The 22684-nt window shown below is 74.6% G+C and carries 17 protein-coding genes and 1 pseudogene; 12 read left to right on the top strand and 6 right to left on the bottom strand.

The features are described from left to right. Positions 1-56: 56 nt before the first annotated feature. Positions 57-1271, bottom strand: a complete 1215-nt coding sequence (locus Q5530_RS11380) for a hypothetical protein (RefSeq protein ID WP_415362134.1) — start codon at positions 1269-1271, stop codon at positions 57-59. A 289-nt stretch (positions 1272-1560) separates the two neighbouring features. Here Q5530_RS11380 and Q5530_RS11375 point away from each other — a divergent pair, with 289 nt between their 5' ends. The 5 genes from Q5530_RS11375 to Q5530_RS11355 all read left to right on the top strand — a co-directional run bounded on the left by Q5530_RS11375 (position 1561) and on the right by Q5530_RS11355 (position 7997). After that, complete coding sequence (locus Q5530_RS11375; protein ID WP_415362133.1) at positions 1561-3132, top strand: FAD-binding oxidoreductase; 1572 nt, start codon at positions 1561-1563, stop codon at positions 3130-3132. 59 nt (positions 3133-3191) lie between these two features. Further along, positions 3192-3641, top strand: coding sequence for an enediyne antibiotic chromoprotein (locus tag Q5530_RS11370; RefSeq protein ID WP_415362132.1), 450 nt, complete (start codon positions 3192-3194; stop codon positions 3639-3641). 321 nt (positions 3642-3962) lie between these two features. Further along, the gene (locus Q5530_RS11365; RefSeq protein WP_415362131.1) at positions 3963-4613 is read left to right on the top strand and encodes an SRPBCC domain-containing protein; all 651 of its coding nucleotides are present in this window, start codon (positions 3963-3965) and stop codon (positions 4611-4613) included. Between the two features lie 479 nt (positions 4614-5092). Further along, on the top strand, positions 5093-6496 hold the full coding sequence (locus Q5530_RS11360; RefSeq protein WP_415362130.1) for an MFS transporter: 1404 nt from the start codon (positions 5093-5095) through the stop codon (positions 6494-6496). Positions 6497-6824: 328 nt separating this feature from the next. Then, positions 6825-7997 carry a right-handed parallel beta-helix repeat-containing protein gene (locus tag Q5530_RS11355; protein WP_415362129.1) on the top strand — a complete coding sequence of 391 codons (1173 nt, stop codon included), beginning with the start codon at positions 6825-6827 and terminating at the stop codon, positions 7995-7997. A gap of 183 nt (positions 7998-8180) precedes the next feature. Here the strand turns inward: Q5530_RS11355 and Q5530_RS11350 are convergent, their stop codons facing one another. Beyond that, positions 8181-8882: an MOSC domain-containing protein gene (locus Q5530_RS11350; RefSeq protein ID WP_415362128.1), complete on the bottom strand. Its 702-nt coding sequence runs from the start codon at positions 8880-8882 to the stop codon at positions 8181-8183. A gap of 202 nt (positions 8883-9084) precedes the next feature. Here Q5530_RS11350 and Q5530_RS11345 point away from each other — a divergent pair, with 202 nt between their 5' ends. The 4 genes from Q5530_RS11345 to Q5530_RS11330 all read left to right on the top strand — a co-directional run bounded on the left by Q5530_RS11345 (position 9085) and on the right by Q5530_RS11330 (position 13994). Then, on the top strand, positions 9085-9330 hold the full coding sequence (locus Q5530_RS11345) for an acyl carrier protein (protein WP_380639957.1): 246 nt from the start codon (positions 9085-9087) through the stop codon (positions 9328-9330). A gap of 57 nt (positions 9331-9387) precedes the next feature. Continuing rightward, a complete protein-coding gene (locus Q5530_RS11340; RefSeq protein WP_415362127.1) occupies positions 9388-10953 on the top strand; it encodes an AMP-binding protein in 1566 nt (521 codons plus the stop codon). Next, complete coding sequence (locus tag Q5530_RS11335) at positions 10950-12197, top strand: type III PLP-dependent enzyme (RefSeq protein WP_415362126.1); 1248 nt, start codon at positions 10950-10952, stop codon at positions 12195-12197. Before Q5530_RS11340 ends, Q5530_RS11335 begins: the two co-directional genes overlap by 4 nt. 306 nt (positions 12198-12503) lie before the next feature. Then, complete coding sequence (locus tag Q5530_RS11330) at positions 12504-13994, top strand: helix-turn-helix domain-containing protein (protein WP_415362125.1); 1491 nt, start codon at positions 12504-12506, stop codon at positions 13992-13994. A gap of 7 nt (positions 13995-14001) precedes the next feature. On the opposite strand, the gene Q5530_RS11325 is transcribed toward Q5530_RS11330, so the two are convergent. Next, complete coding sequence (locus tag Q5530_RS11325; protein WP_415362533.1) at positions 14002-14949, bottom strand: methyltransferase; 948 nt, start codon at positions 14947-14949, stop codon at positions 14002-14004. Between the two features lie 267 nt (positions 14950-15216). Here Q5530_RS11325 and Q5530_RS11320 point away from each other — a divergent pair, with 267 nt between their 5' ends. The 3 genes from Q5530_RS11320 (at position 15217) to Q5530_RS11310 (ending at position 18722) form a co-directional block, all read left to right on the top strand. Further along, positions 15217-16818 carry an ABC-F family ATP-binding cassette domain-containing protein gene (locus Q5530_RS11320; protein ID WP_415362124.1) on the top strand — a complete coding sequence of 534 codons (1602 nt, stop codon included), beginning with the start codon at positions 15217-15219 and terminating at the stop codon, positions 16816-16818. Between the two features lie 188 nt (positions 16819-17006). After that, positions 17007-17876 (top strand): AraC family transcriptional regulator, encoded by an 870-nt coding sequence (locus Q5530_RS11315; protein WP_415362123.1) that lies wholly within the window; start codon positions 17007-17009, stop codon positions 17874-17876. 114 nt (positions 17877-17990) lie between these two features. Next, positions 17991-18722, top strand: a complete 732-nt coding sequence (locus Q5530_RS11310; RefSeq protein WP_415362122.1) for a polysaccharide deacetylase family protein — start codon at positions 17991-17993, stop codon at positions 18720-18722. A gap of 32 nt (positions 18723-18754) precedes the next feature. Here Q5530_RS11310 and Q5530_RS11305 read toward each other — a convergent pair whose 3' ends face one another. From Q5530_RS11305 to Q5530_RS11295, 3 genes and pseudogenes are all read right to left on the bottom strand, one after another. Next, positions 18755-21139 carry a xanthine dehydrogenase family protein molybdopterin-binding subunit gene (locus Q5530_RS11305; RefSeq protein ID WP_415362121.1) on the bottom strand — a complete coding sequence of 795 codons (2385 nt, stop codon included), beginning with the start codon at positions 21137-21139 and terminating at the stop codon, positions 18755-18757. Continuing rightward, positions 21136-22122 carry an FAD binding domain-containing protein gene (locus Q5530_RS11300; RefSeq protein WP_415362120.1) on the bottom strand — a complete coding sequence of 329 codons (987 nt, stop codon included), beginning with the start codon at positions 22120-22122 and terminating at the stop codon, positions 21136-21138. Before Q5530_RS11300 ends, Q5530_RS11305 begins: the two co-directional genes overlap by 4 nt. Continuing rightward, a pseudogene (locus Q5530_RS11295) lies at positions 22119-22629 on the bottom strand (2Fe-2S iron-sulfur cluster-binding protein). The gene Q5530_RS11300 and the pseudogene Q5530_RS11295 overlap by 4 nt, the downstream one beginning before the upstream one ends. Between the last annotated feature and the right edge of the window lie 55 nt (positions 22630-22684).

Genomic DNA, 22684 nt, shown 5'->3' with positions numbered 1-22684 from the left:
CGCCCGAGGGGGCCCGGCCGCCGGCCGGGCCCCCTCGTGGTGGACGGGACCGCTGGTCAGGACTGGCAGCCCTCGACCACGCCGGTGCAGTCGTCCGGCGCGTTGCCGGTGACGACGCTGCCGGTGGTGACCGTGACCATCCCGTTGCCGAGGTTGGCCAGGCCACCGCCGCCGAGCGCGGCGCTGTTCCCGGTGATCCGGCTGCGCTCCAGCGTGATCACGCCACCGCCGGTGTTGGCCACCGCGCCGCCCGACGCGTCCGAGCGGTTGCGGGTGAACTCGCTGTCCTTGATCGTCACCACGCCGCCGAGCGCGCTGATGACCCCGGCGCCGGGCCCCGGCGCGGAGTTGTCCTCGACCTTGCTGTTGGTCACCTGGAGGGCGCCGCCGCCCAGGTTGCCGATCGCGGACTCGTTGTGCCCCGACACCACGCTGCGCAGGATGGTCAGGTTGCCCGCGTTGGTGAAACCGCCGCCGCACAGCGACGGGCCGGGGCACCGCAGCACGGTGTTCCGCGAGACCGTGCTGCCGATGACGCTCAGCGAGCCCGCGCTGTTGACCACGCCGGCGGCCGCGCCGTCGGAGGTGTTCTCGCTGATCTCGCTGCCGATGACGTACGTCGTGGCGCCCGCGTTGATGAGGCCGCCGCCGTAGAGGCCGTTGTTGCGGGTGATCCGCGAGTTGGTCACCACCAGGAAGCCGGTCGAGCCGCTGTTGCCGAGGCCGCCGCCCTGGCCCTGCGAGGTGTTGCCGGTGATGGTGGTGTCGTTGATGGTCATCGTGCCGCCGCTGTTGACCAGGCCGCCGCCGAAGAACGCGTGGTTGCCGGTGATCGTGCTGCTGTTCACGAACACCGTGCCGCCGTAGTTGTTCACCACGGCGCTCGACGTCGCCCCGGAGAGGGTGAGGCGGTTGATCGTCAGCACCCCGCCGTTGCGGACGTCGAACACCGAGTCGCCGCCGTGCAGGGTGAGGTTGGCGCCGACGGCGGTGAGGGTGAGCCGGCCGCTCAGCGGCTCCAGCCCGGTCGGGCCGACGGGCACGGTGCACCCGCGCGTGCCGGTGTTCACCTTCCTCAGCACGGCCGCGCCGCCGTTGGCCCGGCGGATCCAGTCGTTCACGGTGGACTCGGTCACCTCCGCGCACGACACCGAATCCCGCCCTCGCGGGTCGGCGTGCGCGCCGGAGGTCGTCGCGACCAACCCGGTGACGACGACCAGCGCCGTGGTGAATGCTCGTCGACTCGCGGAACGTGCCCAGGGCAGGCGCATGGCCACCTCATCCTTGCGGGGTACAAAATTCGAAGTGATGCTAGCTGCTCGTCGTCACGGATGGGTGTGGAGATCACGGGCAAATTTTAGGCCGAACGGGCTAAATTAGTGCGCAAATGGGTGCGTCAGCGCCCGTGGCGGCGGTGAGGGCCTCGACAAGGGCCATCTATATTGGTTAACTATTATACAGTTACTCGCGTCCGATGTGGACTTCGAGCATCGGGCGCGACCCCACGACGGGAGCGTGACCGTGACGGAGTTGAACCGGCGAGGTTTCATGGCCGGTGCCGTGGCAACCGGAACCCTGCTCGGTGGTGCGGTGAGCGCCGACGCCGAGCCGCGGCTGGTGGCCGGCGGCGAGGAGCGGGCGGCGACCATCGCCGCCGGTGATCCGCGGTACGACGCTTTCCTGCGAGGTGACAACCACAGGTTCGTCGGCAGGCCGGACCACGTGCGGGTGGCGACCAGCACCCGCCAGGTCGTCGACGCCGTGTCGGAAGCGGTCGCGAGGGGCAGGCGGATCGCGGTGCGCAGCGGTGGCCACGGGTGGGAGGACTTCACCACCTCGTCGGACATCAAGGTGCTGCTGGACCTGTCGCTGATGGACCAGGTGCAGTTCGACCGCTCCAAGCGGGCGTTCTCGATCGAGCCGGGCACGACGCTCGGCGAGGCGTACCGGTCGCTGTACAGCCGTTGGGGCGTGGCGTTCCCCGGTGGGGACTGCCCGGAGGTCGGCGTCGGCGGGCACATCGTCGGCGGGGGTCACGGACCGCTGTCGCGCCGCTTCGGCGCCACCGTCGACTACCTGCACGCGGTGGAGGTGGTCGTGGTCGACCGCTCGGGCCGGGCGCGGGCGGTCGTCGCCTCGCGGGACCGCCACGACCCGAACCGGGAGCTGTGGTGGGCGCACACCGGCGGCGGTGGCGGGAACTTCGGCATCGTGACGAAGTACTGGCTCCGCGATCCCGACGTGGCGTCGGCGGACCCGACCGCCCTGCTGCCGAAGCCGCCCGCGCGGTGGCTCGTCGGCGACCTCATGTGGCGCTGGGACTCGCTGACCGAGCAAGCCTTCCACGCGCTCGTGCGCGAGCACGGAGCGTGGTTCGAGCGCAACAGCTCCGCCCACTCCCCGTACGCGAACCTCTCCGGCTGGCTGGTGCTCGGGCACCGGGCGGGCGGGTTCGTGTCGCTGACCGCGATGATCGACGACTCGCTGCCGGACGCGGCCGGGCTGCTGAACGCGCACTTCGGCGAGATCACCGCGCGGATGGGCGTGGCCCCGGTGGTGGACCGGCGGCAGTCGGTGCCCTGGCTCTACCGGATGACCTACCCCGGCGCGGGCAAGTGGGGCGATCGGGACACCCGGCGGTACAAGGCGAAGTCGGCCTTCCTGCGCAAGGCGTACTCCGACGGGCAGATCTCCACGCTGTACCGGTACCTCGACGGTGCCGCGCCCGCGAACCCCAACGCGCTGGTGATCCTGCTGCCCGCCGGCGGCCGGGTCAACTCGGTGCCGGCGGGGGCGACGGCGCTCGCGCACCGGGGCTCCGTGCTCAAGATGATCTGCGGCGCGAGCTGGCGCACCGAGGCGGAGGACGCCGCGAACCTCGCCTGGGTGAGGGGGCTCTACCGCGACCTCTACGCCGACTCCGGCGGCGTCCCGGTACCGGGCGAGGCCAGCGAGGGGGCCTACATCAACTACGCGGACGCCGACCTCGCCGATCCGGTGTGGAACGCCTCCGGGGCGCCGTGGACCTCCCTGTACTACCAGGGGAACTACCCGCGCCTCCAGGCGGTCAAGAAGCGCTGGGACCCGCGCGACGTCTTCCGCCACGCGTTGTCCGTGCGGCTGCCGGACTAGCCACCCCCCACCGACCAACCGAATGAAGAACGGATGTCCACATCGAGTTGGAGGAAACCATGAAGGCTCAACCCGGTTCCGCGCGCGTCAAGTTCGGGCTGGCCGCGGCGGCGGCCCTCGGCCTGTCGCTGGCGGTCGTGCCGACCGCCGTCGCCCAGCCGCAGGCCCTCGCGGCGAAGGTCGTCGTGTCCCCCTCCGCCGCCCTGCCGGCCACCATCGACGTCACGGTCGACATCTCCGGCTTCAAACCAAGGTCGGCGGTGTTCACCCAGCAGTGCGCACAGGTGACGGAGACCGTGGTCGGTTGCGACTGGAGCCACACCCAGTCGTTGATCCTGGGCGAGGGTGGTGAGGGCAAGACCCGGCTCAACGTGCGCCGCGTGTTCGAGGCGCACGACGAGAACGGCAACCCGATCGGCCCGGTCGACTGCGCGTCGGTCAAGCCCGGCTGCTTCGTCGCCGTCGGCAACCGCCAGGAGGGTTCCGGCGTGGTGCTCGCCTTCGCGTAAACGCCGCGAGGGACAACCCGAACGACCGCCGGGCCCCGGCTTCGCCACATCGGGAGCCGGAGCCCGGCGCTCCCGCCGCGCCCCAGGGCGCGACCTTCACCTGCCGGACGGGCCAGGACCGCGGCACACCCGCAGTGGACTCGAACGAGCGCGGGTTCCGCGTGCCGGTCGAGCGGTGTCCCCGGGACACCGCGGGCACGCGTCCGTGAACGGCCGACGCCGGTGGAAACGCGCCCTGTGCGTGGTGCACGTCCCGACCGCACGGTGCGGCGTGGATCGAAGCCGCCCGCAGCGGAACAACCCACGGACAGCGGGGAAGACATGACGGACAACATCAAGACCAGGGGGCAGCTCGACGCGGTCGAGCGGTCCCTGAGCACGGCCGACAACGGCGAAAGATGGCACGTGGTGGCGACGCTCAGCCAGGAGTACGCCACCGACGTCGCCGACCTGTGGGCCGCCTGCACCACCCGGGAGCGGCTGGTCCGCTGGCTGCCCGCGGTGTCCGGCGACCTCCGGGTCGGCGGCCGGTTCAAGATCGAGGGCAACGCGGCGGGCACCATCGCGACCTGCGAGGCGCCGCACGGGTTCTCCTCCTCCTGGGAGTTCAAGGACCGGATCTCGCGCATCGAGGTGCGGATGGAGGCGGTCGGCGACGAGCGCTCCCGCCTCACCCTCGTGCACACCGCCGACGTCGCGGCCTACCGCTGGGCGCAGTTCGGTCCCGGTGCGACCGGTGTCGGCTGGGACTGCATGTTCCTCGGGCTGGCCTTACACGTCTCCACCGGCGCCGTGCTCGCGGAGGAGGGCAAGGTGTGGGAGGTGACCGACGACGCGAGGCAGTTCTTCGCCGACAGCAGTTGCCGGTGGGCTGACCTGGCCGTGGAGGACGGCATCCCGGAGACCGACGCGCGCGCGGCCGAGAAGCGCACGACGGAGTTCTACTTCACGGGCGTCGAGCAACCCCTGTAACGACGCTGCTCCACGCCGGTGGGCGCGGCCGCGGTCCGGTGTGACCGGCATCCGCCGTCCACACCGGACACGCGGTGCTCCCGCCGCGGGCACGGGTCCCCACGGACCGGGCAGCGCGCGACGCGGTGGCGTCGGCGGGGGAGAGCGGTCCCGGACCCCCGCCGAGCCCGGCGTCGCGGGTCGACGGACGAGGCCGTGGGCGAGGTCCGGCGCCGGTGCGCGGCCCGTCTTTCGCGCGAGGTCAACCCGATGCGTGGTCCGAAGGAGGTCGTGACTTTCACTTAAGTGGTCTATAGCATACCGACCTGTGCTACGCGGGTCTCGTGAACCGCGGCCCGGTGGGGAGGCTCGATGCCCGGTTCAGGTCAGGTCCGAACCCCTGGTGACCAGCATGCGAACGTGCATGCGATTGCCTATATGAATTCGTGGGGGGTTTGGACGGCCGGGACCGACTCCAGCGCCCGTGCGGGCGGTGCCGGGTGAGCGGGGCGCGGGTCGGCGACGGCTCGGCGACGGCTCGGCGCGGCGTGGCCATGGTGCTGCTGTGCGGCGCGCAGCTGTTGCTGCTGCTCGACTTCTCCATCGTCAACCTGGCGCTGCCGGACATGCGCGGCTCGCTGGGGTTCAGCACGTCCGGCGTGCAGTGGGTGGCCAGCGCGTACGCCGTGACGTTCGGCGGTTTCCTGCTGCTCGGCGGCAGGCTGGTCGACCTGCTGGGCGGGCGCCGGCTGCTGGTGACCGGGCTCGCGGTGTTCGGCCTGGCCTCGCTGGCCGGCGGCTGCGCGCCGGTTCCCGAGGTGCTGGTGGCCATGCGCGCGGTGCAGGGCGTCGGGGCGGCGATGGTCGCGCCGGCCGTGCTCGCGCTGATCACCACGACGTTCCCGGAGGGACCGCACCGCAACCGGATGATCGGCTGGTTCGTCGCCGCCTCGGCCAGCGGGTTCGGCCTGGGCGTGCTGCTCGGCGGCGTGCTGACCGACGGGTTCGGGTGGCGCGCGGTGCTGCTGGTGAACGTGCCCCTGGTGGTGGCGGCGGTGGTCGCGGCGTTCCAGGTGCTCGGCGCGCCGGGGGAGCGGGTGGAGCGCCCGCGCGCGGAGGTGTTCGGCGCGGTGCCCGGGATCGCCGGCCTGATCCTGGTGATCTACGGCTGCACGGTCCTCGCCGGCGGCGAGACGGCCACGTCCGCCGCGGTGCTCGTCGCCCTCGGCTGCCTCGGCGTCGGCGTGTTCCTCGCGGTGGACCGCCGGCTGCGCCGCCCGCTGCTGCCGTTGCAGGTCTTCCGCCTGCGCAACGTCGGGGCGGTGAACGCGCTCGGCCTGCTCGGCAACGGCACGTTCGGCGCGTCGACCTCGCTGCTGTCGTTGCAGCTCCAGGACGCCACCGGGCTGACGCCGCTGGCGGCGGGGCTGTTCTTCGTGCCGTTCGGTGTGGGGGTCGCGCTCTCGGCGACCTCGACGTCGCGGCTCGTCGCGCGGTACGGCGCGAAGCGCGCGCTGGTGGGCGGGGCGGCGGTCATGGCGGTCGGGACCGCGCTGCTCATGCGGGCCTCCGCGGCGAACGGGACCTGGGACGCCCTGCTGCCCGGGATGCTCCTCGTGGCGGTCGGGGGCGGCGCCTTCTACACGGCGGTGACCATCATCGGCACCGCCGGCGTCCCCGACCGGCAGCAGGGCCTCGCCTCGGGGCTGCTCAACATGACGACCCAGCTGGGCACCGCGCTCTGCGTCGCGGTGCTGGTGACCGTGGCCGGCGCCGGTGGCGGGTCGGGCGCGGTGGTGACCACCTCCGGGACCGCCGCCGCCTTCGGCGTCGCGACCGCGGTGGTGGCGGCCGTCGCGGTGCTGGCCGCGCTCACCGTGCGCACCCCGCACCCCGCTCGCTGACGGACCGGCCGGGCCGCTTTCGGTGAATTCCTCGCGGATAATGGACTTCGCTCGTGGGGAAATCGCCGGAACGACGGATCGGCCGGTCATCCCCCGGGTGTCCGATGCGGACCGCGTTCGTTTGCTGACTCCACGTGATGACATTGTTCGACTGTGACGCACAATGCTATGCGTCTTCGTAGCCACCGGTGCGTTTTGGACGATTACGGCTCGTGTTCTTCCGTTACTGGACTGGAACTCCCCTGGTCACGGGCCATAGCGCGGTATCGTTTCGAATAGTAGTCTCCACATCGGACAGTGGGTGCACGAAACGAAACGGGGAGTGCTCATGCAGGCGTCGCGCAGGCGGATGCTCAATGGCGCGGTAGGGGCGACGCTCGCCCTCGTGGTGGTGGCTCCGCCCGTGTCGGCGGAGCCGACGGCGATGGTGTGCGCGACGCTGTCGGGGACGGTGCTGAACGACTGGATCCGGCAGGCGAACGCCGGTACCGCGGTGACCCAGGAGATCGCCATGGACGCGGAGGGCTGCACGGTGTCGGTCGGGCCCGACGGCCTCGAACCGCTGACCGGCAAGCTGACCCTGACGGCACCCGCCGGCGGGCTCGTGCTCAGCGGCGGCGACTCGGTCTTCGACGTCCGCTACCGGGGCGTGCTGGCGCTGTCCGGCGTCACCGTCACGGGCAGCACGAACAGCGGCATCGTGAACGCCTACGGCGGCTCGGTCGAGGTGACGGACGGCAAGATCACCGGCAACACCTCCACCTTCGGCGGCGGGATCGAGAACAGCGGTGGCGCGGTGCGCCTGGTCCGCACCGAGGTGTCGGGCAACACGTCCACCGGCAACGGCGGCGGCATCAGCAGCTCGGGCGTGGCCGCCACGCTGACCCTGGTGGACAGCGTGGTGAAGGACAACACCTCCCTCTACGGCGGGGGCATCGGCAGCAGCAACGGCAAGGTCGTGCTCCAGAACTCCACCCTGTCCGGCAACCGGGCCGACGCCGGCTCCGCCGTGGTCAACAGCGCGGGCTCGATGACCATCACCGGCAGCCAGGTCCGCGACAACGTGTCGCCGTACTCGGGCGGCGCGCTCACCAACACCGGCAAGCTCGACGTCGTCAACAGCACGATCGCCGACAACCAGGGCGGTGGCGTCGTGGTCGTCGCGGGCGGGCCCGTGACGGTCAAGGACAGCAAGGTGCTCGGCAACACCACCGACGGGTCGGGCGCGGCCGTGCTCAACGGCAGCGGCGCCGTGGTGACCGTGGAGCGCACCGAGGTGTCGGGCAACCGGGCCGCCGGTGCGGGCGGCGGGCTGGTCAACGGCGCGGGCGGCCTGTTCCGCGTCATCAAGAGCACGGTGCGGGGCAACACCGCCGGTGCGCCCGGCGGCGGGATCGCCAACCTGGCCGGTGGCACCATGACCGTGACCGGTGGCCTGATCAGCGGCAACGCGCCGGACAACTGCGCCGGGGCGATCAGCGGGTGCCGGGCCGGCAGCTGAGCCCCACCGCACGAACCCCGACGAGGGGCCCGGTTCCGAGGTGCGGAACCGGGCCCCTCGTCCGTCGGTCCTGGCCGGCAGGGCCGTCCGGTTCTGCGGTGCCGGCCGGCTCAGCCGTGTCGCCGGTGCCCGGTCGCGTGCTCGGTGGTGCTCACGTGGACCCCTCTGGCGTGGGTGCGGTGGTCACCGGTCCGGCGCCGGCCCGTGCAGGCGGTCGGTCTGGTCGTCGAGCTGCCCGTCGAGGCGTCGGCGGAGCAGCGCCACCCAGGGGGCCGGCAGCACACCGGGGTGGTCGAGCAGGGCGCGGGCGGCGGTCCGGTCGGCGCGGTCGACGTTGAGCACGCGGTGCACCTCGGCCGCCGTGATGCCGTGTCGCGGCCGGTGGACCAGCTCGACGAGGTCTTCGGCGGCCACCCGGCCGGGGCGCAGCACCCGGCAGTAGAACCCGGTCCGGCCGCTGCGCTGGGTCAGCACGGCCAGGTCCTCGACGCCGTGGTGGGCGGCCAGCCTGAAGCAGGGCCGGCGCGGCTGGGTCACCTGGAGCAGGGCGGTGCCGACGGCGTAGACCGACCCCAGCACGGCGTCGCCCTCCAGGACCCCGGACGTGGTGAGGTTCTCGCCGAACGCCGGCGGGGTGAGGTCGCCCAGCTCTCGGGCCCACGCCGGGTAGTGCTCGTGGGGGTGGACGAGGACCGCTTTGTCCGGCCCGCCGTGGTGCTTCCGGTCGCCCTGCTCGTCGCCCGCCAAGCCCAGCCCGGTGACCTCGACCGGGCCCGGGACGGGGGCTTTCCGGATGCCCGACGCCACGGTGCGCCCGTGCCAGGGCAGCGGTCGCACCGCGCCGACGGACACGACCAGCACTCGTGCGCCGTTCGCGGTGGGCACGGGACCTCCTCGTGATCGGGCCGACCGGAAGATCATGCCACGAGATGGATAGCAGCCCTATCCACTTCGTCGAACCACCACCGGGTGATGACCACCCGAAGTGGTGAACCAGGTGCTCTTGGCGCTGCGGGCTCGGCGGCGACTCGTTACTTTCCCCGCGAACCGGCGGTCCGGCCGCACCCGACGAAAGGGAGATCGCACTGTGTGGGACCAGGATTTCGAGGACTTGGTCGTGCGGCACCTGCCCTTCCTCGGGGCGGGTGAGCGGTTGGAGCCCGACAGCGGCCTGAGGGACTACGGCCTGGACTCGATGGCCGTGATCGAGCTGCTGACCGAGGTCGAGACGGCCTACGACATCAGGTTCGAGGGCGCCCACCTGGCCGTGGAGACCTTCGAGACCCCCGGGCGGCTGTGGGAGGCCATCACGCTGTCCCGGGCCCGGGGCTGACGGGGCCGCCGACCGAGCGACCCCTGCGCGGACCCGCGCCCAACGGAAGGGAAGACCTTGTCGGACGGTGTCCTGGACGGGACCCTGCACGGGCTGGTGGACGACGCGGCCGCCGAGGCCCCGGAGCGGACCGCGGTGCGCGACGCGGCGGGTTCCTGGACCTACTCGCGGCTGAGGCGGCTGAGCTTCGCGGTGGCGCACTGGCTCGCCGCGCGGGGCGTGCGCCCCGGCGACCGGGTGCTGGTGCGGCTGCCCAACTCGCTCGAGTTCGTCGCGCTGCTGCACGGGACGTCCCGGTGCGGCGCGGTGTTCGTGCCGGTCAACCCCGCCATGAAGGCGTTCCACCTGCGGTCGGTCGTCGCCGATGCCGAACCGGCGTTGCTGGTGGTCGACGACGCCGAGGTGGACGCGGTGCGCGCGTTGACGCCGGTGCCCGTGCACGGCCTGCGGGAGGCGTGGGCGGAGGTGGCGGGGTTGGAGGTGGCGGGACCGGGGGTGGCCGGGCCGGGGGTGCCCGGGTCCGAGGTGCCCGGGTCGTCCGCGCACGACGTCTTGCCCGAACGGGTGAGGGTCGCGGGCACCGACCTCGCCCTGCTCATCTACACCTCCGGCAGCACCGCCGCGCCGAAGGCCGTGATGTGCCCGCACGGGCGGGTGCGGTTCGCCGCCGCCGCCGTCCAGGCCGTCCTGGGCTACCGGGACACCGACGTGGTGTTCTGCCGGCTGCCGCTGTCCTTCGACTACGGCCTCTACCAGGTGCTGCTCGCCGCCCTCGCCCGCGCCGAGGTGGTGCTGGCGGGCGCGGAGCCGGAGTTCCGGCTGCTGGACGCCATCCGCGACTGCGGGGCGACCGTGGTGCCGGTCGTGCCGTCGCTGGCGTCGATGGCGGTCGCGCTCGCCGCGCGCGGGTCCGGGCCGGCGGCGCCGGTGCGGATGTTCACCAACACCGGCGCCGCGCTGCCCGAGGCGACCACCGACGCCCTGCGCGCCGCGTTCCCCGGCGCCCGGGTGGTGCGCATGTTCGGCACCACCGAGTGCAAGCGGATCACGATCATGCCGCCGGAGCGCGACCGCGAGCTGCCCGGCTCCGTGGGTCCCGCCCTGCCCGGCACGGAGGTGTTCGTGGTGGACGACGAGGGCCGCCCGCTGCCTCCCGGCGAGGTCGGCCAGGTCGTGGTGGCGGGTCCCCACGTCATGGCCGGCTACTGGCGCGCGCCCGAGCTGACCGCGCGCACCTTCCGCCGGGACGGCGACCGCACCGTGCTCCACACCGGCGACTACGGCCGCCTGGACGAGGTGGGCAACCTCTGGTTCACCGGCCGACGCGACGACCTGTTCAAGCGCCGAGGGGCCCGGATGAGCACCGTCGAGATCGAGGCGGCGGCGATGGACGTGCCCGGCGTGCGGGCCGCGGCCGTGCTCGCACCCACCGAGGGCCGCGACCTGGCCATCTGCGTCGCGACCGACCTGGCGCCGCACCAGGTGCTGCACGAGTTGGGCGCCCGCCTGGAGCCCGCCAAGGTGCCCGCGGTCTGCCACGTGCTGCCCGAGCTGCCGCTCACCCCGAACGGCAAGAACGCGCGCGGCGACCTGGCGCTGCTGTTCGCGGGCGGCGGGCGGTGAGCCGGCACGCGGTGAGCCGGCACGCCGAGTGGGTCCGGCGCTACGGCACCCCGTTGTACGTCTACGACCTGGACCGCGTCCGGGCGGCGCGGCGCGACCTGCGGGCGAGCCTGCCGGAGGAGTGCGCGCTGTTCTACTCCCTCAAGGCCAACCCGCACCCGGACGTGGCGCGAGCCCTGCGCGAGGGCGACGGCCCGCCGTGCCGCGCGGAACTCAGCTCGACCGGCGAACTGGCCGCCGCGCTCGCGGCCGGCTACGACCCCGCCCAGGCCCTCTACACCGGGCCGGGCAAGACCCGCGCGGAACTGGCCGAGGCGGTCCGCGCGGGCGTGCGCGCGTTCTCCGCGGAATCGGTCGGGGACCTGCGCCGGATCGGCGCGGTGGCGACCGCGCACGGCGTGGTCGCGGACTGCCTGCTGCGGGTCAACAGCGCCGCCGGCCACGCCGCCACGGGCATCCGGATGACGGGCGCGCCCTCGCAGTTCGGCTTCGACAGCGAGGTGCTCCCCGACCTGGTCGACGAGCTGACCTCGGTGCCGGGCGCCCGGATCACCGGGCTGCACCTGTTCCCGCTGAGCAACGCCAGGGACGAGGCGAGCCTGGTCGGTGAGTTCCAGCACAGCCTGGCGACCGCGGCGCGGCTGCGCGACCGGACGGGGCTGCCCCTGCGGCTGCTGGACATCGGCGGCGGGTTCGCCGCGCCCTACGCGGTGCCGGGGGCGCGGCCGGTCTACGACAAGCTGCGCGTGGAGCTGTCCGCCGCGCTGGACCTGCACTTCCCGCACTGGCGCGCGGGCGATCCGCTGGTGGCCTGCGAGTCCGGCCGCTACCTGGTCGGCGACAGCGGCGAGCTGCTGTGCTCGGTGGTCGACGTGAAGGTCAGCCGGGGTCGGCGGTTCCTGGTGCTCGACGCTGGGATCAACGCCCTGGGCGGCATGGCGGGCCTGGGCCGGCTGATGCCCCTGGCGGCCAGGCCGGACCGGGACGACGTGGCGCAGGTCGCCAGCCTGGTCGGACCGCTGTGCACGCCCGGTGACGTGCTGGCGCGCGAGGTGGGGCTGCCGGACCTGGGCGTCGGCGAGGTGGTGGCGATCCCCAACGCGGGCGCCTACGGCGTGACGGCGAGCCTGCTGGCGTTCCTGAGCCGGCCCGCGCCGGTCGAGCTGGTGGTGCGGGGCGGGCACGTGGTGTCCGCGTCGAGGCTGCGGCACGACCGGGTCCCCGTCGGCCCGTCCGCCGATTGACCGGGTCCGCTGACCGGGTCCGCGAGGTGGACGTGGGGTGCCCCGGGTTCCCCCAGCGGTCCGGGACACCCCACGGTTCTGCCCCGCGGTGAACCGGCCCCCCTCGGAGGTCCCCCGTCCCGGGCACCCGAGCCGACCCTCTCGGGGGTCGGTCACGGTCACCGGGAACGCTAGACTCCCGGGGCGAGCCGCCCCAGTGCCGGTGTGCACAGTGCGTCCGGCATCCGGTCACCTCCCGCTGCGCCGACCCACCTGCGCCACCCCGGTCCCGGGCGGGGAGGACCACGGACGGGGGAGCTGCCCGGAGTGCCGAGCCGGCCCACGCGGACGAGCGCGAACCACCACACCGACGACGACCACCTGCGGCTGCTGTACCAGGAGGCGACCGGACCGGACGGCGTGCGGCGCGTGCTGGAGCTGCTCGCCCGCCGGTTGGCCGGCGAGGTCGTGCTCACCGGGCCGCACGAGGAGCAGGCGGTCGCCGTCCCGCCGGGCGCGGAGCGGCTGCTCCGCGTGGTCGCCGAGGACGTCGACCGGGTGCGCGCCGGGGACGTCGACTCCGCCGCGGTGCACGCGGACGGGCACGACATCGCCGTGCTGCCGGTCGGGCCACCGCCCGCGCGGCCGGTCCTCGTCGTCGCGCGCCGGGGCCCGCTGACCGCGGCGCACCGGAGCCTGCTGGCCGCCGCGGTGGACCCGCTCCGGCTGTGCCGCCGCGCCGCGATCGCCGAGCAGCGGGTCGAGCGGCTCGACGCCGCCGACGCGGCGGTGCGCGAAGCGGTGCTGCACCTGCTCATGGTCGGGCACCTGTCCGGCGCCCGCCGGACCGCGGCGGTCCTCCGCCCGCCGCTGCCCGACCTGGCGCGGGTGTACCTCGTCTCGGGCGCCCCGAACACCCGCGGCCGGCTCTCCGCGCGGTGCCGGGACGTGTTCGGCGAGGCCGCCTGGGTGGTGCCGTGCCCGGTCTACAGCGGGCACGTCATCGTGATCGCCCCGGCCGGGCCCGCCGGCGCGCCACCGGCGACGCACCTGATCCGGGAGCTGACCGAGGCCGTCCCCGACACCCGGATGGGCGTCGGGCTGCAAGTGGTGCTGCGGGACGTGCCGGTCGGGTACAAGCAGGCGTTCCACGCGCTGTCGGTGGCCCGCCGCCGGCCCGAGCGGTACGCCCGGTTCTCGCCCCGCGGCGAGCTGGGCGAGCTGCTGGGCCACGCCGGGCAGGCGTGGGCCGCGAGCACGCTCGCACCGCTGCTGGCGCACCGGCCCGCCCGGACCCAGGACCCCGACGCCTTCGAACTGCTGGTCACGCTGCTGTCGTGGCTCGACTTCGGCGCCCGTGCGGCCTCGCAGCTGAAGGTCCACCGCAACACGCTGGCCGCGCGCCTGCACCGCATCGGCGCCGAGCTGCGCTGCGACCTCACCCGGTTCGACGTCCAGGCCCGGCTCCACCTGGCGGTGCAGCTGATCGACGAGCGGCCGCACCCCGACGCGGAGGTGGGGGTGATCGGGTTCCCCGAGCTGTTGGACCTCCCGGAGGTCCGGCGCTGGGCCGAGGACCGGCTGGTCCCGCTGCTGCCCGCCAACCGGGCGACGCTGCTGACCACCGTGCGGACCTGGTTCCACCACGACCTGCGGACGGCCCCCGCCGCGGCCGCGCTGGGGATCTCGGCGCACGGGCTGCGCAAACGCCTCTCGCGGGTCGAGGAACTCCTGGGCCGGTCGCTGGTGGACGGCCCGTCGGACCGCTACGACCTGCACCACGCGCTCCTGGCGCACCCCGGCTCGCCGCCGGGGTGACCCGTCCTCACCCGTCGTCGGCGAACCGGAACTCCAGCAGGCAGCGCTGCCCGGTCAGCTCGGTCACGGTGTCGAGGACCAGGCCGTGCGGTGAGGCGAGCGCGCGGAACTCGTCGAGCCGCCGCTCGCGGCCCCCGAAGATCACCAGCATGGCCAGGCCGCCCTCGCTGCCGGCCGGCAGCCCCCCGATCCCCTCGACGACCAGGACGCGCCCGCCGGGGCGCGCGGCCTCCGCGCAGCGGGCCAGCACGAGGCCGGCGTGCTCGTCGTCCCAGTTGTGCAGGACGTCGCACAGCAGGTAGGCGTCCGCCCCGGCCGGGAGCGGGTCGAAGAAGCTCCCCGCCGTCACCCGCGCCCGCTCGTCGAGGCCGTGGGCGCCGAAGGTGCGGCGGGCCTCGGCGGCGGTCGGTTCGAGGTCGACCAGGTGGCCGCGCAGCCCGGGGTGCGCGGTCAGGACCGCGGCCAGCAGGCCGCCCCGACCGCCGCCGACGTCGACGAGGGTGGTGAACCGGGACCAGTCGACACCGGCGACGACCCGGGGGAGCTGCGCCTCGAACCGGTGCGTCATCTGCCGGTCGAACGACTCGCGCAGGCGCGCGTGCTCGCCCAGGTCGGTCCAGAAGTCCCGCCCGTAGCGGTGCGGGTAGGCCGCGCGGCCGGTGGTGACGCTGTGGGCCAGCTCGACGAACGCCAGCTCGGCGCGACCGCCCGCGGTGCCCAGGTCGAGCAGGTTGGCCAGGCCGTTGTCGGCGTCGGCGCGGAGGTTCTCGCCGTAGGCGGTGGTCCGGTGGCCGGTGGGGGTGCGCTCGACGATGCCGAGGGTCGTCAGGTGGGTCAGCAGGAGCTCCAGCGCGACCGGGGACACGCCCAGCTCGGCCGCGAGGTCCCCGGTGGGAGCGCCGTCCCCGCCCAGCCGGTCCGGCAGGCCCAGCGTCACCGCCACCCGCAGCGCCATCGGCGTGGCCAACCCGGCGGCCCGGCGGATCTGGTTCGCGTCCTCGTCGTCCCACCCCACGAGTCCACTGTGGCAGGTGCGTCAACGGAAAACCCGCCGCCCGGGGGAAAACCCGGGTGCGCCGACCACCGGGGCTGTCCTACCCTGGCGCTCGTGATGCAGCACCTGTTCTTCCTCTGAGGGACGACGCCTCCGCCGGTACCGCGAACCGCGGTACCGGAGTTCGCCCTTCCCGCTCATCACCTCTCGTCGGAGGCAAGTCCCCTCATGTCCTCACCCCTCCCGCCCGCACCCGTGCGCGCGGCGCACGTCCGCGCGTCCGGCGTCCACCTCTCCTTCGGCGGGCGGCCCGTGCTCACCGGGGTCGACCTCGTCGCCGCCGCCGGTGACCGGGTCGCCGTCGTCGGGGAGAACGGTCGCGGCAAGACCACCCTGCTGCGCGTCCTCGCCGGCCACCTGCCCGTCGACCGCGGCGAGGTGCGCCGCGCGGGCTCGGTCGGCGTGGCCGACCAGCAGCTCCCGCTCGGCGCCGGCGACACCGTCGGCGCCCTGGTCGACCTCGAACTGACCGCCGTGCGCGGCGCCCTGGCCCGCCTGGCGGAGGCCGCCGACGCGCTCGCCGACGGCGCTCCCGGCGCGGACGACGCCTACGCCGTCGCGCTCGCGGAGGCCGAGGCGCTCGACGCGTGGGACGCGGACCGGCGGGTCGAGGTCTCGCTGGCCGCGCTGAACGCCGTCGACGACCGCGCCCGCCCGCTCGGCACCCTCTCGGTCGGGCAGCGCCACCGGGTGCGGCTGGCCTGCCTGCTCGGCGCCGGGCACCCGGTGCTGCTGCTCGACGAGCCCACCAACCACCTCGACGCGGCAGGGCTCGACCACCTGACCGAGCGGCTGCGCGCCCACCCGGGCGTCGTCGTGCTGGTCAGCCACGACCGGGCGCTGCTGACCGACGTGGCCACCTCCGTGGTCGACCTCGACCCGTCCTCCGACGGCCGGCCGCGGTACTACGGCGGCGGTTACCCCGCCTACGTCGAGGCCCGCCGGGCCGAGCGCGCCCGCTGGGAGGCGCTGCACGCCGAGCAGGTGGCCGAGCGGCAGCGCCTGGCCGACGACCTGGCCGCGACGCGGAACCGGCTGCGCGACAACTGGCGGCCGGCCAAGGGGCACGGCAGGCACACCCGCGCCACCCGGGCGCCCGGCCTGGTCCGGGCCGTGCACCGGCGGCAGGAGGAGCTGACCGCGCACGTGGTGGCCGTCCCGCCGCCGCCGTCCCGGTTCGCGATGCCGGAGCTGCCCGGTCCCGGCGGCGCGACCCTGCTGCGGGCCGCCGGGGTGGGCGTGGCCGGCAGGCTCGCGCGCCCGGTCGACCTGGCGCTGGACGCGGGGGACCGGCTCGTGGTCACCGGGCCCAACGGCGCGGGCAAGTCGACCCTGCTGACCGTGCTGGCCGGCGACCTGGCGCCGGACGCGGGCACGGTGACCCGCGGCCGGTCCGTGCGGGTCGGGCGGCTGGGCCAGGAGTCCGACCCGCCGGGCCGGCGCACGGCGGTGGAGCTGTACGAGGAGCGGCTGGCCCGGTCGGGCGTGCCGGGCCCGGGGCTGGGCGAGCTGGGCCTGCTCGACGGGTACGACGGGCGCAGGCCGGTGGCGGAGCTGTCGGTGGGCGCCCGCAGGCGGCTGGACCTGGCGCTGGTGCTGGCGGTCCGCCCGCACGTGCTGCTGCTGGACGAGCCGACCAACCACCTGTCGGCCGCGCTCGTCGACGAGCTGACCGACGCCCTGGGCTCCACCCCGGCCGCGGTGGTGATCGCCACGCACGACCGGCAGTTGTTGCGCGACACCGGGCCCTGGCCGCGGTTGGCGCTGTGAAAGCGGCGCTGTGAGCGCGATCCGGTGAGCGCGGTCCGGTGCGGCGAACCGCGTGGAACGGCCCGGTGCGGAGGTCCCGCGAAACAGCCCTGCGAAACGGTCCCGGTGCCCGTCCGATCGCATCGGTTCGCCGCGATCGGGCGCGTCCGGGGCCCGGTCGGTCAAGGTGGAACCCGGAAGGAGGTCCCATGATCTCGGCACTCAACCGGCTCGTCGACCTGGTCGAGGAGCACCTCGGCGAGGAGCTCGACGTCGACTCGGCGGCCAGGGAACTCGGCACGACCGGGTACCACCTGCGCCGGATGTTCTCGTCCCTGGCGGGGATGCCGCTGTCGGAGTACGTGCGCCGGCGGCGCATGACCGTCGCCGCCGCCGACGTCGTGCGGGGCCGGGGCGACCTGCTGGACATCGCCGTCCGGCACGGCTACGGCTCGACCGAGGCGTTCGGCCGCGCGTTCCGGGCCGTCCACGGCGCGGGCCCCGGTGACGTCCGCCGGGACGGGGGCCCCCTCCGCTCACAACCGCAGCTCAGGTTCCGCCTGACCGTTGAAGGGAGAACCCCCATGGACACCCGCCTCGTCGACCACCCCGCGTTCCGGCTCGTCGGGCACGCCGCCCGGGTCCCGCTGATCCACCACGGCGTCAACCCGCACATCCAGCGGCACATCGCCGCGCTGCCGCCGGAGGAGCACCAGCGGCTGAAGTCCCTCGGCGACGCCGAACCGCGGGGCCTGCTCCAGGTCTGCGACGACCTGGACCCCGACGCCACCGAGGGCAGTGAGCTGACCTACCTGCACGGGGTCGCCCTGACCGGCGACACCCCGGTCCCCGGCGACCTCGACGCCATCGAGGTGCCGGCCGGCCGGTGGGCGGTCTTCCGCACCTCCGGGCCCCACCCGGAGGCCCTCCAGACGGCCTGGGCCGCGACCGCGACCGAGTGGTTCCCCTCCAACCCGTGGCGCTCGCGGCCGGGGCCCTCGATCGTCGCGGTGCTCGACCGCGCGGCCGACTTCAGCACCGCGACCTGCGAGCTGTGGCTGCCCGTCGAACCGGCGTGAACACCCGGCCGGCCGTGTCCCCCGGGAGGCGGCCGGCCGGTACCGCATTGTGCGGCCTGATCCGGAAAATCCCCGCCTACCATGGGCTTTTCGCGACCACGGGGGGACGGGCCGATGACTGCTCCATCGCGGGCGCGCAAGCTCGCGGAGCCGGTGGAACGGCTGTTCGGCGGGATCGCCGGTTCGGTGTGCGGGGTGCGGACCGAGGCACCGCACGTCGTGCTCACCTACGACGACGGCCCCGAGCCGGGCGGCACGGAGGGCGTGCTGGCGGCACTCGCCGATTTCCGCGCCACCGCGACTTTCTTCGTGCTGCTGACCCGTGCCCGGCGCTTTCCGGGACTGCTCGCGGACATGGTGTCGGCGGGGCACGAGATCGCGCTGCACGGGGTGGACCACCGCCGGCTCACCGGCCTGTCGTCGGATGAGGTCGAGCGGCGCACCAGGGCCGGCCGGGCCGAGCTGGAGGACCTGATCGGCCGCCGCGTCACCTGGTTCCGCCCGCCGTACGGCACGCAGTCGCCGCGCACCTGGCGCGCGGTGACGCGGGACGGGCTGGTGCCGGTGCTGTGGGGTCCGGTGCTGCGCGACTGGCAGGACGTGCCGCAGGCCGACCGGGTGGCCGGCGCGGTGCGCGACAGCCGGGCCGGGTCGATCGTACTGGGCCACGACGGCTTCGCCGGTCCCGCCGACGGCGTGGAGGACGGGCCCGCGCCGGCGGTGGACCGGGGCGACCTGACCCGCAGGCTGCTCGGGGCCTACGGCGAACGCGGTCTGGTCGGCCGTTCCCTGGGCGAGGCGTTGACCGTCGGGCGGCAGTACCGGCGCGCCTGGTTCCGCAGCTGACCCGCCGCTGCTCGTTCGGTGACAGGTGGCCGTCACAGCAGCCGGTCGGGGGTCAGCGGCAGGTCGCGGACGCGCTTGCCGGTCGCGTGGAAGACCGCGTTCGCCACCGCGGCGGCCGTCCCGGTGACACCGACCTCGCCGATGCCGCGCGCGCCCAGGGGTGCGCGCGGGTCGGGGACGTCGGTCCAGATCACGTCGATCTCCGGCACGTCCAGGTGCACGGGCACGTGGTGCTCGGCGAAACCGGCGTTCACGACGCGGCCGGTGCGCTCGTCGACATCGGTCCGCTCCACCAGCGCCGCGCCCAGCCCCATGACGATCCCGCCCCGGACCTGGGCGGCGGCGGTCCTGGGGTTGAGGACCCGCCCGCAGTCCATCGAGCCGAGGAAGCGGCTGACCCGCGCCTCACCGGTGACCGCGTTGACGCGGACCTCGCAGAACATCGCGCCGAAGGAGTGCATCGACCAGGTCGCCGCCTCCAGCGGTGGGGGACCGCTCGCCTCGACCACGACCTCGGCACGTCCGGCGCGGGCGAGGACGGCGGCGTAGCTCTCGTGCCGGGAGGGGTCGTCGAGCTTGGCCAGGCCGCGGTCGAGGGCGCCGACCTCCTCCGCCGCGAGCCCCGCGAGCGGTGACCCGTCGTCGAGGAGTTCGAGCAGTTCGGCGATGAGCACGCGCCGGGCCGCGATCACGGCCGCGCCGATCGACGCGGTCTGCTGCGACCCGGCGGCCATCACCAGGCCGGGCATCCGTGAGTCGCCGCAGGCGAAGGACACCCGGTCCGGCGGGAGCGCCAGCAGCTCGGCGACGACCTGGGTCTGCGCGGTGGCGGTGCCCATGCCCATCTCGTGCGCGGCGACCTCCACGAGGGCGCGGCCCCGGTCGGTCAGCGTGATCCGCACGGCTCCGCCGGGCATCCGGACGTAGGGGTGCGACGCGGTCGCGCAACCGGTGCCCACCCACCACTCGCCCTCGCGGACCGCGCCGGGGGTCGGGTCGCGCCGGTCCCAGCCGAACCGCTCCGCGCCCGCGCGCCACGCCTCGACGAGGTGCCGCGAGGAGAACGGCCTGCCGTCCGCCGGGTCCCGGTCCGGCTCGTTGCGCAGGCGCAGCTCGATCGGGTCCACCCCCAGCGCGAACGCCAGCTCGTCCACGGCGCACTCCAGGGCGTAGCTGCCGACCGCGCCACCCGGCGCCCGCATGGTGCTGTTGGCGACGACGTCCAGGTACGCCACCTGGACGTCGAGCTTGACGCTGCCCGCCGCGTAGTGGCTGCGCGCCGGCGCGGTGAACGGCTCGGGCATGGCGTTGTGCCGGGTCGTCGCCTGCGTCCCGGTGTGGACGAGGGCCGTGAACCGGCCGTCGCGGTCGGCGCCGATGGCCACCCGCTGCTCGGTGGGCGCGCGACCGCCGACCACCCGGAACACGCCCTCGCGCGACAGCGCGATCCGCACCGGCCGGTCGGCGAGCCTGGCCGCCGCCGCGCCCAGCACCTGGTGCTGCCACAGGAGCTTCCCGCCGAAGCCGCCGCCCACGAAGGGGGAGATGACGCGGACCCGCTCCTCGTCGACGCCGAGGACGTGGGCGAGCGACCAGGCGGTGTGGGCCACCGACTGCGAGGCGTCGTGCACCACCAGGTCGTCGCCGTGCCACACCACCGTCGCCGCGTGCGGCTCGATGGCGTCGTGGTTCTGCGGCGGCGTGCGGTAGGTGGCGTCCACCGACACGGCCGCCGCCGCCAGCTCGGCCTCCGCGTCGCCGATCTCCAGGTGCAGCGGCCCGCGGAACCACCCGGCCTCGGTGCCGGCGGCCTTCGCCCGCGCGAAGGAGGTGGTGGCGGGCTCCGCCTCGTAGGTCGCGCGGACCAGCGACGCGGCGTGGTCGGCCTGCTCCTGCGTCCCCGCCAGCACGACCGCGATCGGCTGGCCGTTCCAGTGGACGCGGTCGTCCTGCATGATCGGCAGGGTGTCGTAGCCCGCCGCCTTCTCGCTGGTGTCGAACTGCGGCATCGGCCGCATCCGGGGCGCGTTGCGGTGGGTCATCACCAGCACGACCCCCGGTGCGGCCTCGGCCTCGGCGGTGTCCAGCGCGGCGATCCGCCCCTTGGCGGTGGTGCTGAAGGCGAGCGCGGCGTAGACCATGCCGTCGAGCACGACCTCGGCCGCGAAGGTCGCCTCGCCCCGCACCTTGAGCGGCCCTTCGACACGCGGCACCGGCGCGCCGATCCACCCCCGGTCGGGCCGGGTCGACGGGGCGGGCTCGTCGTCGGGCTCCCGGCTTTCCGGGTTGGGGTCGCTACCTGGTTCCCGGCTTTCCGGGTCGGGGTCGCCACCCGGCCACCGGCTCTCCGGGCCCGGCCCGGGGACCTCGCCCGCCGGGCCCGGCGCGGTGCCGTCCACGGCGCCCACGCCGCTCACGCGTCGCCCCCCGCCAGCTCGCCGAGGACGGCGGTGACGACGCGCCGCGCGAGTTCGACCTTGTACCCGTTGTCGCGCAACGGGGTGGCGACGGCGAGCTCGGCCTCCGCGGCGGCGCGGAACGCCCGCACGGTGGCGGGCCCACCCCGGAGCGCGTGCTCCGCGGTGCTCGCGCGCCACGGCTTGTGCGCGACGCCGCCGAGAGCCAGCCGCACATCCCGGACGACGCCGTCCTCCACCACCAGCACGGCGGCGACCGACACCAGCGCGAACGCGAAGCTCGCCCGGTCGCGGACCTTGCGGTAGGCGGAGCGCGCCCCCGGGTCCGGCGGCGGCAGCTCGACCGCGGTGATCAGCTCGCCCGGTTCCAGGACGGTCTCGACCTCGGGGTGGTCGCCGGGCAGCCGGTGCAGCTCCACCAGCGGCAGCGCGCGCGTGCCCCGGACACCCCGCAGGCGCACCACCGCGTCGAGCGCGGCGAGCGCCACGCACAGGTCCGACGGGTGCGTGGCGACGCAGGCGGGGGAGGCGCCCAGGACGGCGTGGGTGCGGTTGATCCCGTCCACCGCGTCGCAGCCCTGCCCGGGGTCCCGCTTGTTGCAGCGCGACCCGACCCGGTCGTAGAAGTAGGCGCAGCGCGTCCGCTGGAGGATGTTGCCGCCGACCGTCGCCATGTTGCGGATCTGCGCCGACGCGCCCGCCAGGACCGCGCGGGAGAGCACCGGGAAGCGGGTGCGGACGGCGCGGTGCTCGGCGACCGCGGTGTTGCGCGCCGCCGCGCCGATCAGCAGGCCGCCGTCCCCGCGCTCCTCGATGCCCGAGGACAGGCCCGTCACGTCGACCAGCGCGGCCGGTCGCTCGATCGTGCCGCGCATCAGGTCGACCAGGTTCGTGCCGCCACCGAGGTAGCGGGCGCCGGGCGCCGCGGCCGATCGGACGGCCTCGGCCTCGTCGCCGGCCCGGGTGTAGGTGAAGGGCCTCATCCCGCCGCCTCCGCGCAGGTCTCGGCGATCGCGGCGATGATGCCGTTGTGCGCGCCGCACCGGCACAGGTTGCCGCTCATCCGCTCGCGCAGCTCGTCGTGGGTGAGCGCGACCCGCTCGGCCGACAGGTCGGCCGTGACGTGGCTCGGCGCCCCGCGCGCCACCTCTGCCGCCAGGCCCACCGCCGAGCAGAGCTGGCCGGGCGTGCAGTAGCCGCACTGGAAGCCGTCGTGCTCCAGGAACGCCCGCTGCACCGGGTGCGGGCCGTCCTCGCCGGCCAACCCCTCGACGGTGACGACCTCCCGTCCCGCGCACTGCACCGCCAGCGCCAGGCACGACACGATGCGCTCGCCGTCGACCAGCCCCGCACGCGCCCTGGTCGCAGCCCTTCTTCGTGCCGTGCAGGTGGAGCCCCTCGCGCAGTAGGTCGAGCAGCGACACGCGCGGGTCGGCCGGCGGGTCGACCGCGGTGCCGTTGATCAGGATCGGACCACGCCTGTCGACCACGCTCGCTCCCCGCGGTAGGTCGAAACAACCGGAACACCGGTCCGCAACGATACGG

The organism is Saccharothrix sp. BKS2 (assembly GCF_047689505.1).
GTDB lineage: Bacteria > Actinomycetota > Actinomycetes > Mycobacteriales > Pseudonocardiaceae > Actinosynnema > Actinosynnema lopnurensis.
This window is presented reverse-complemented; position numbering and strand designations above follow the sequence as displayed.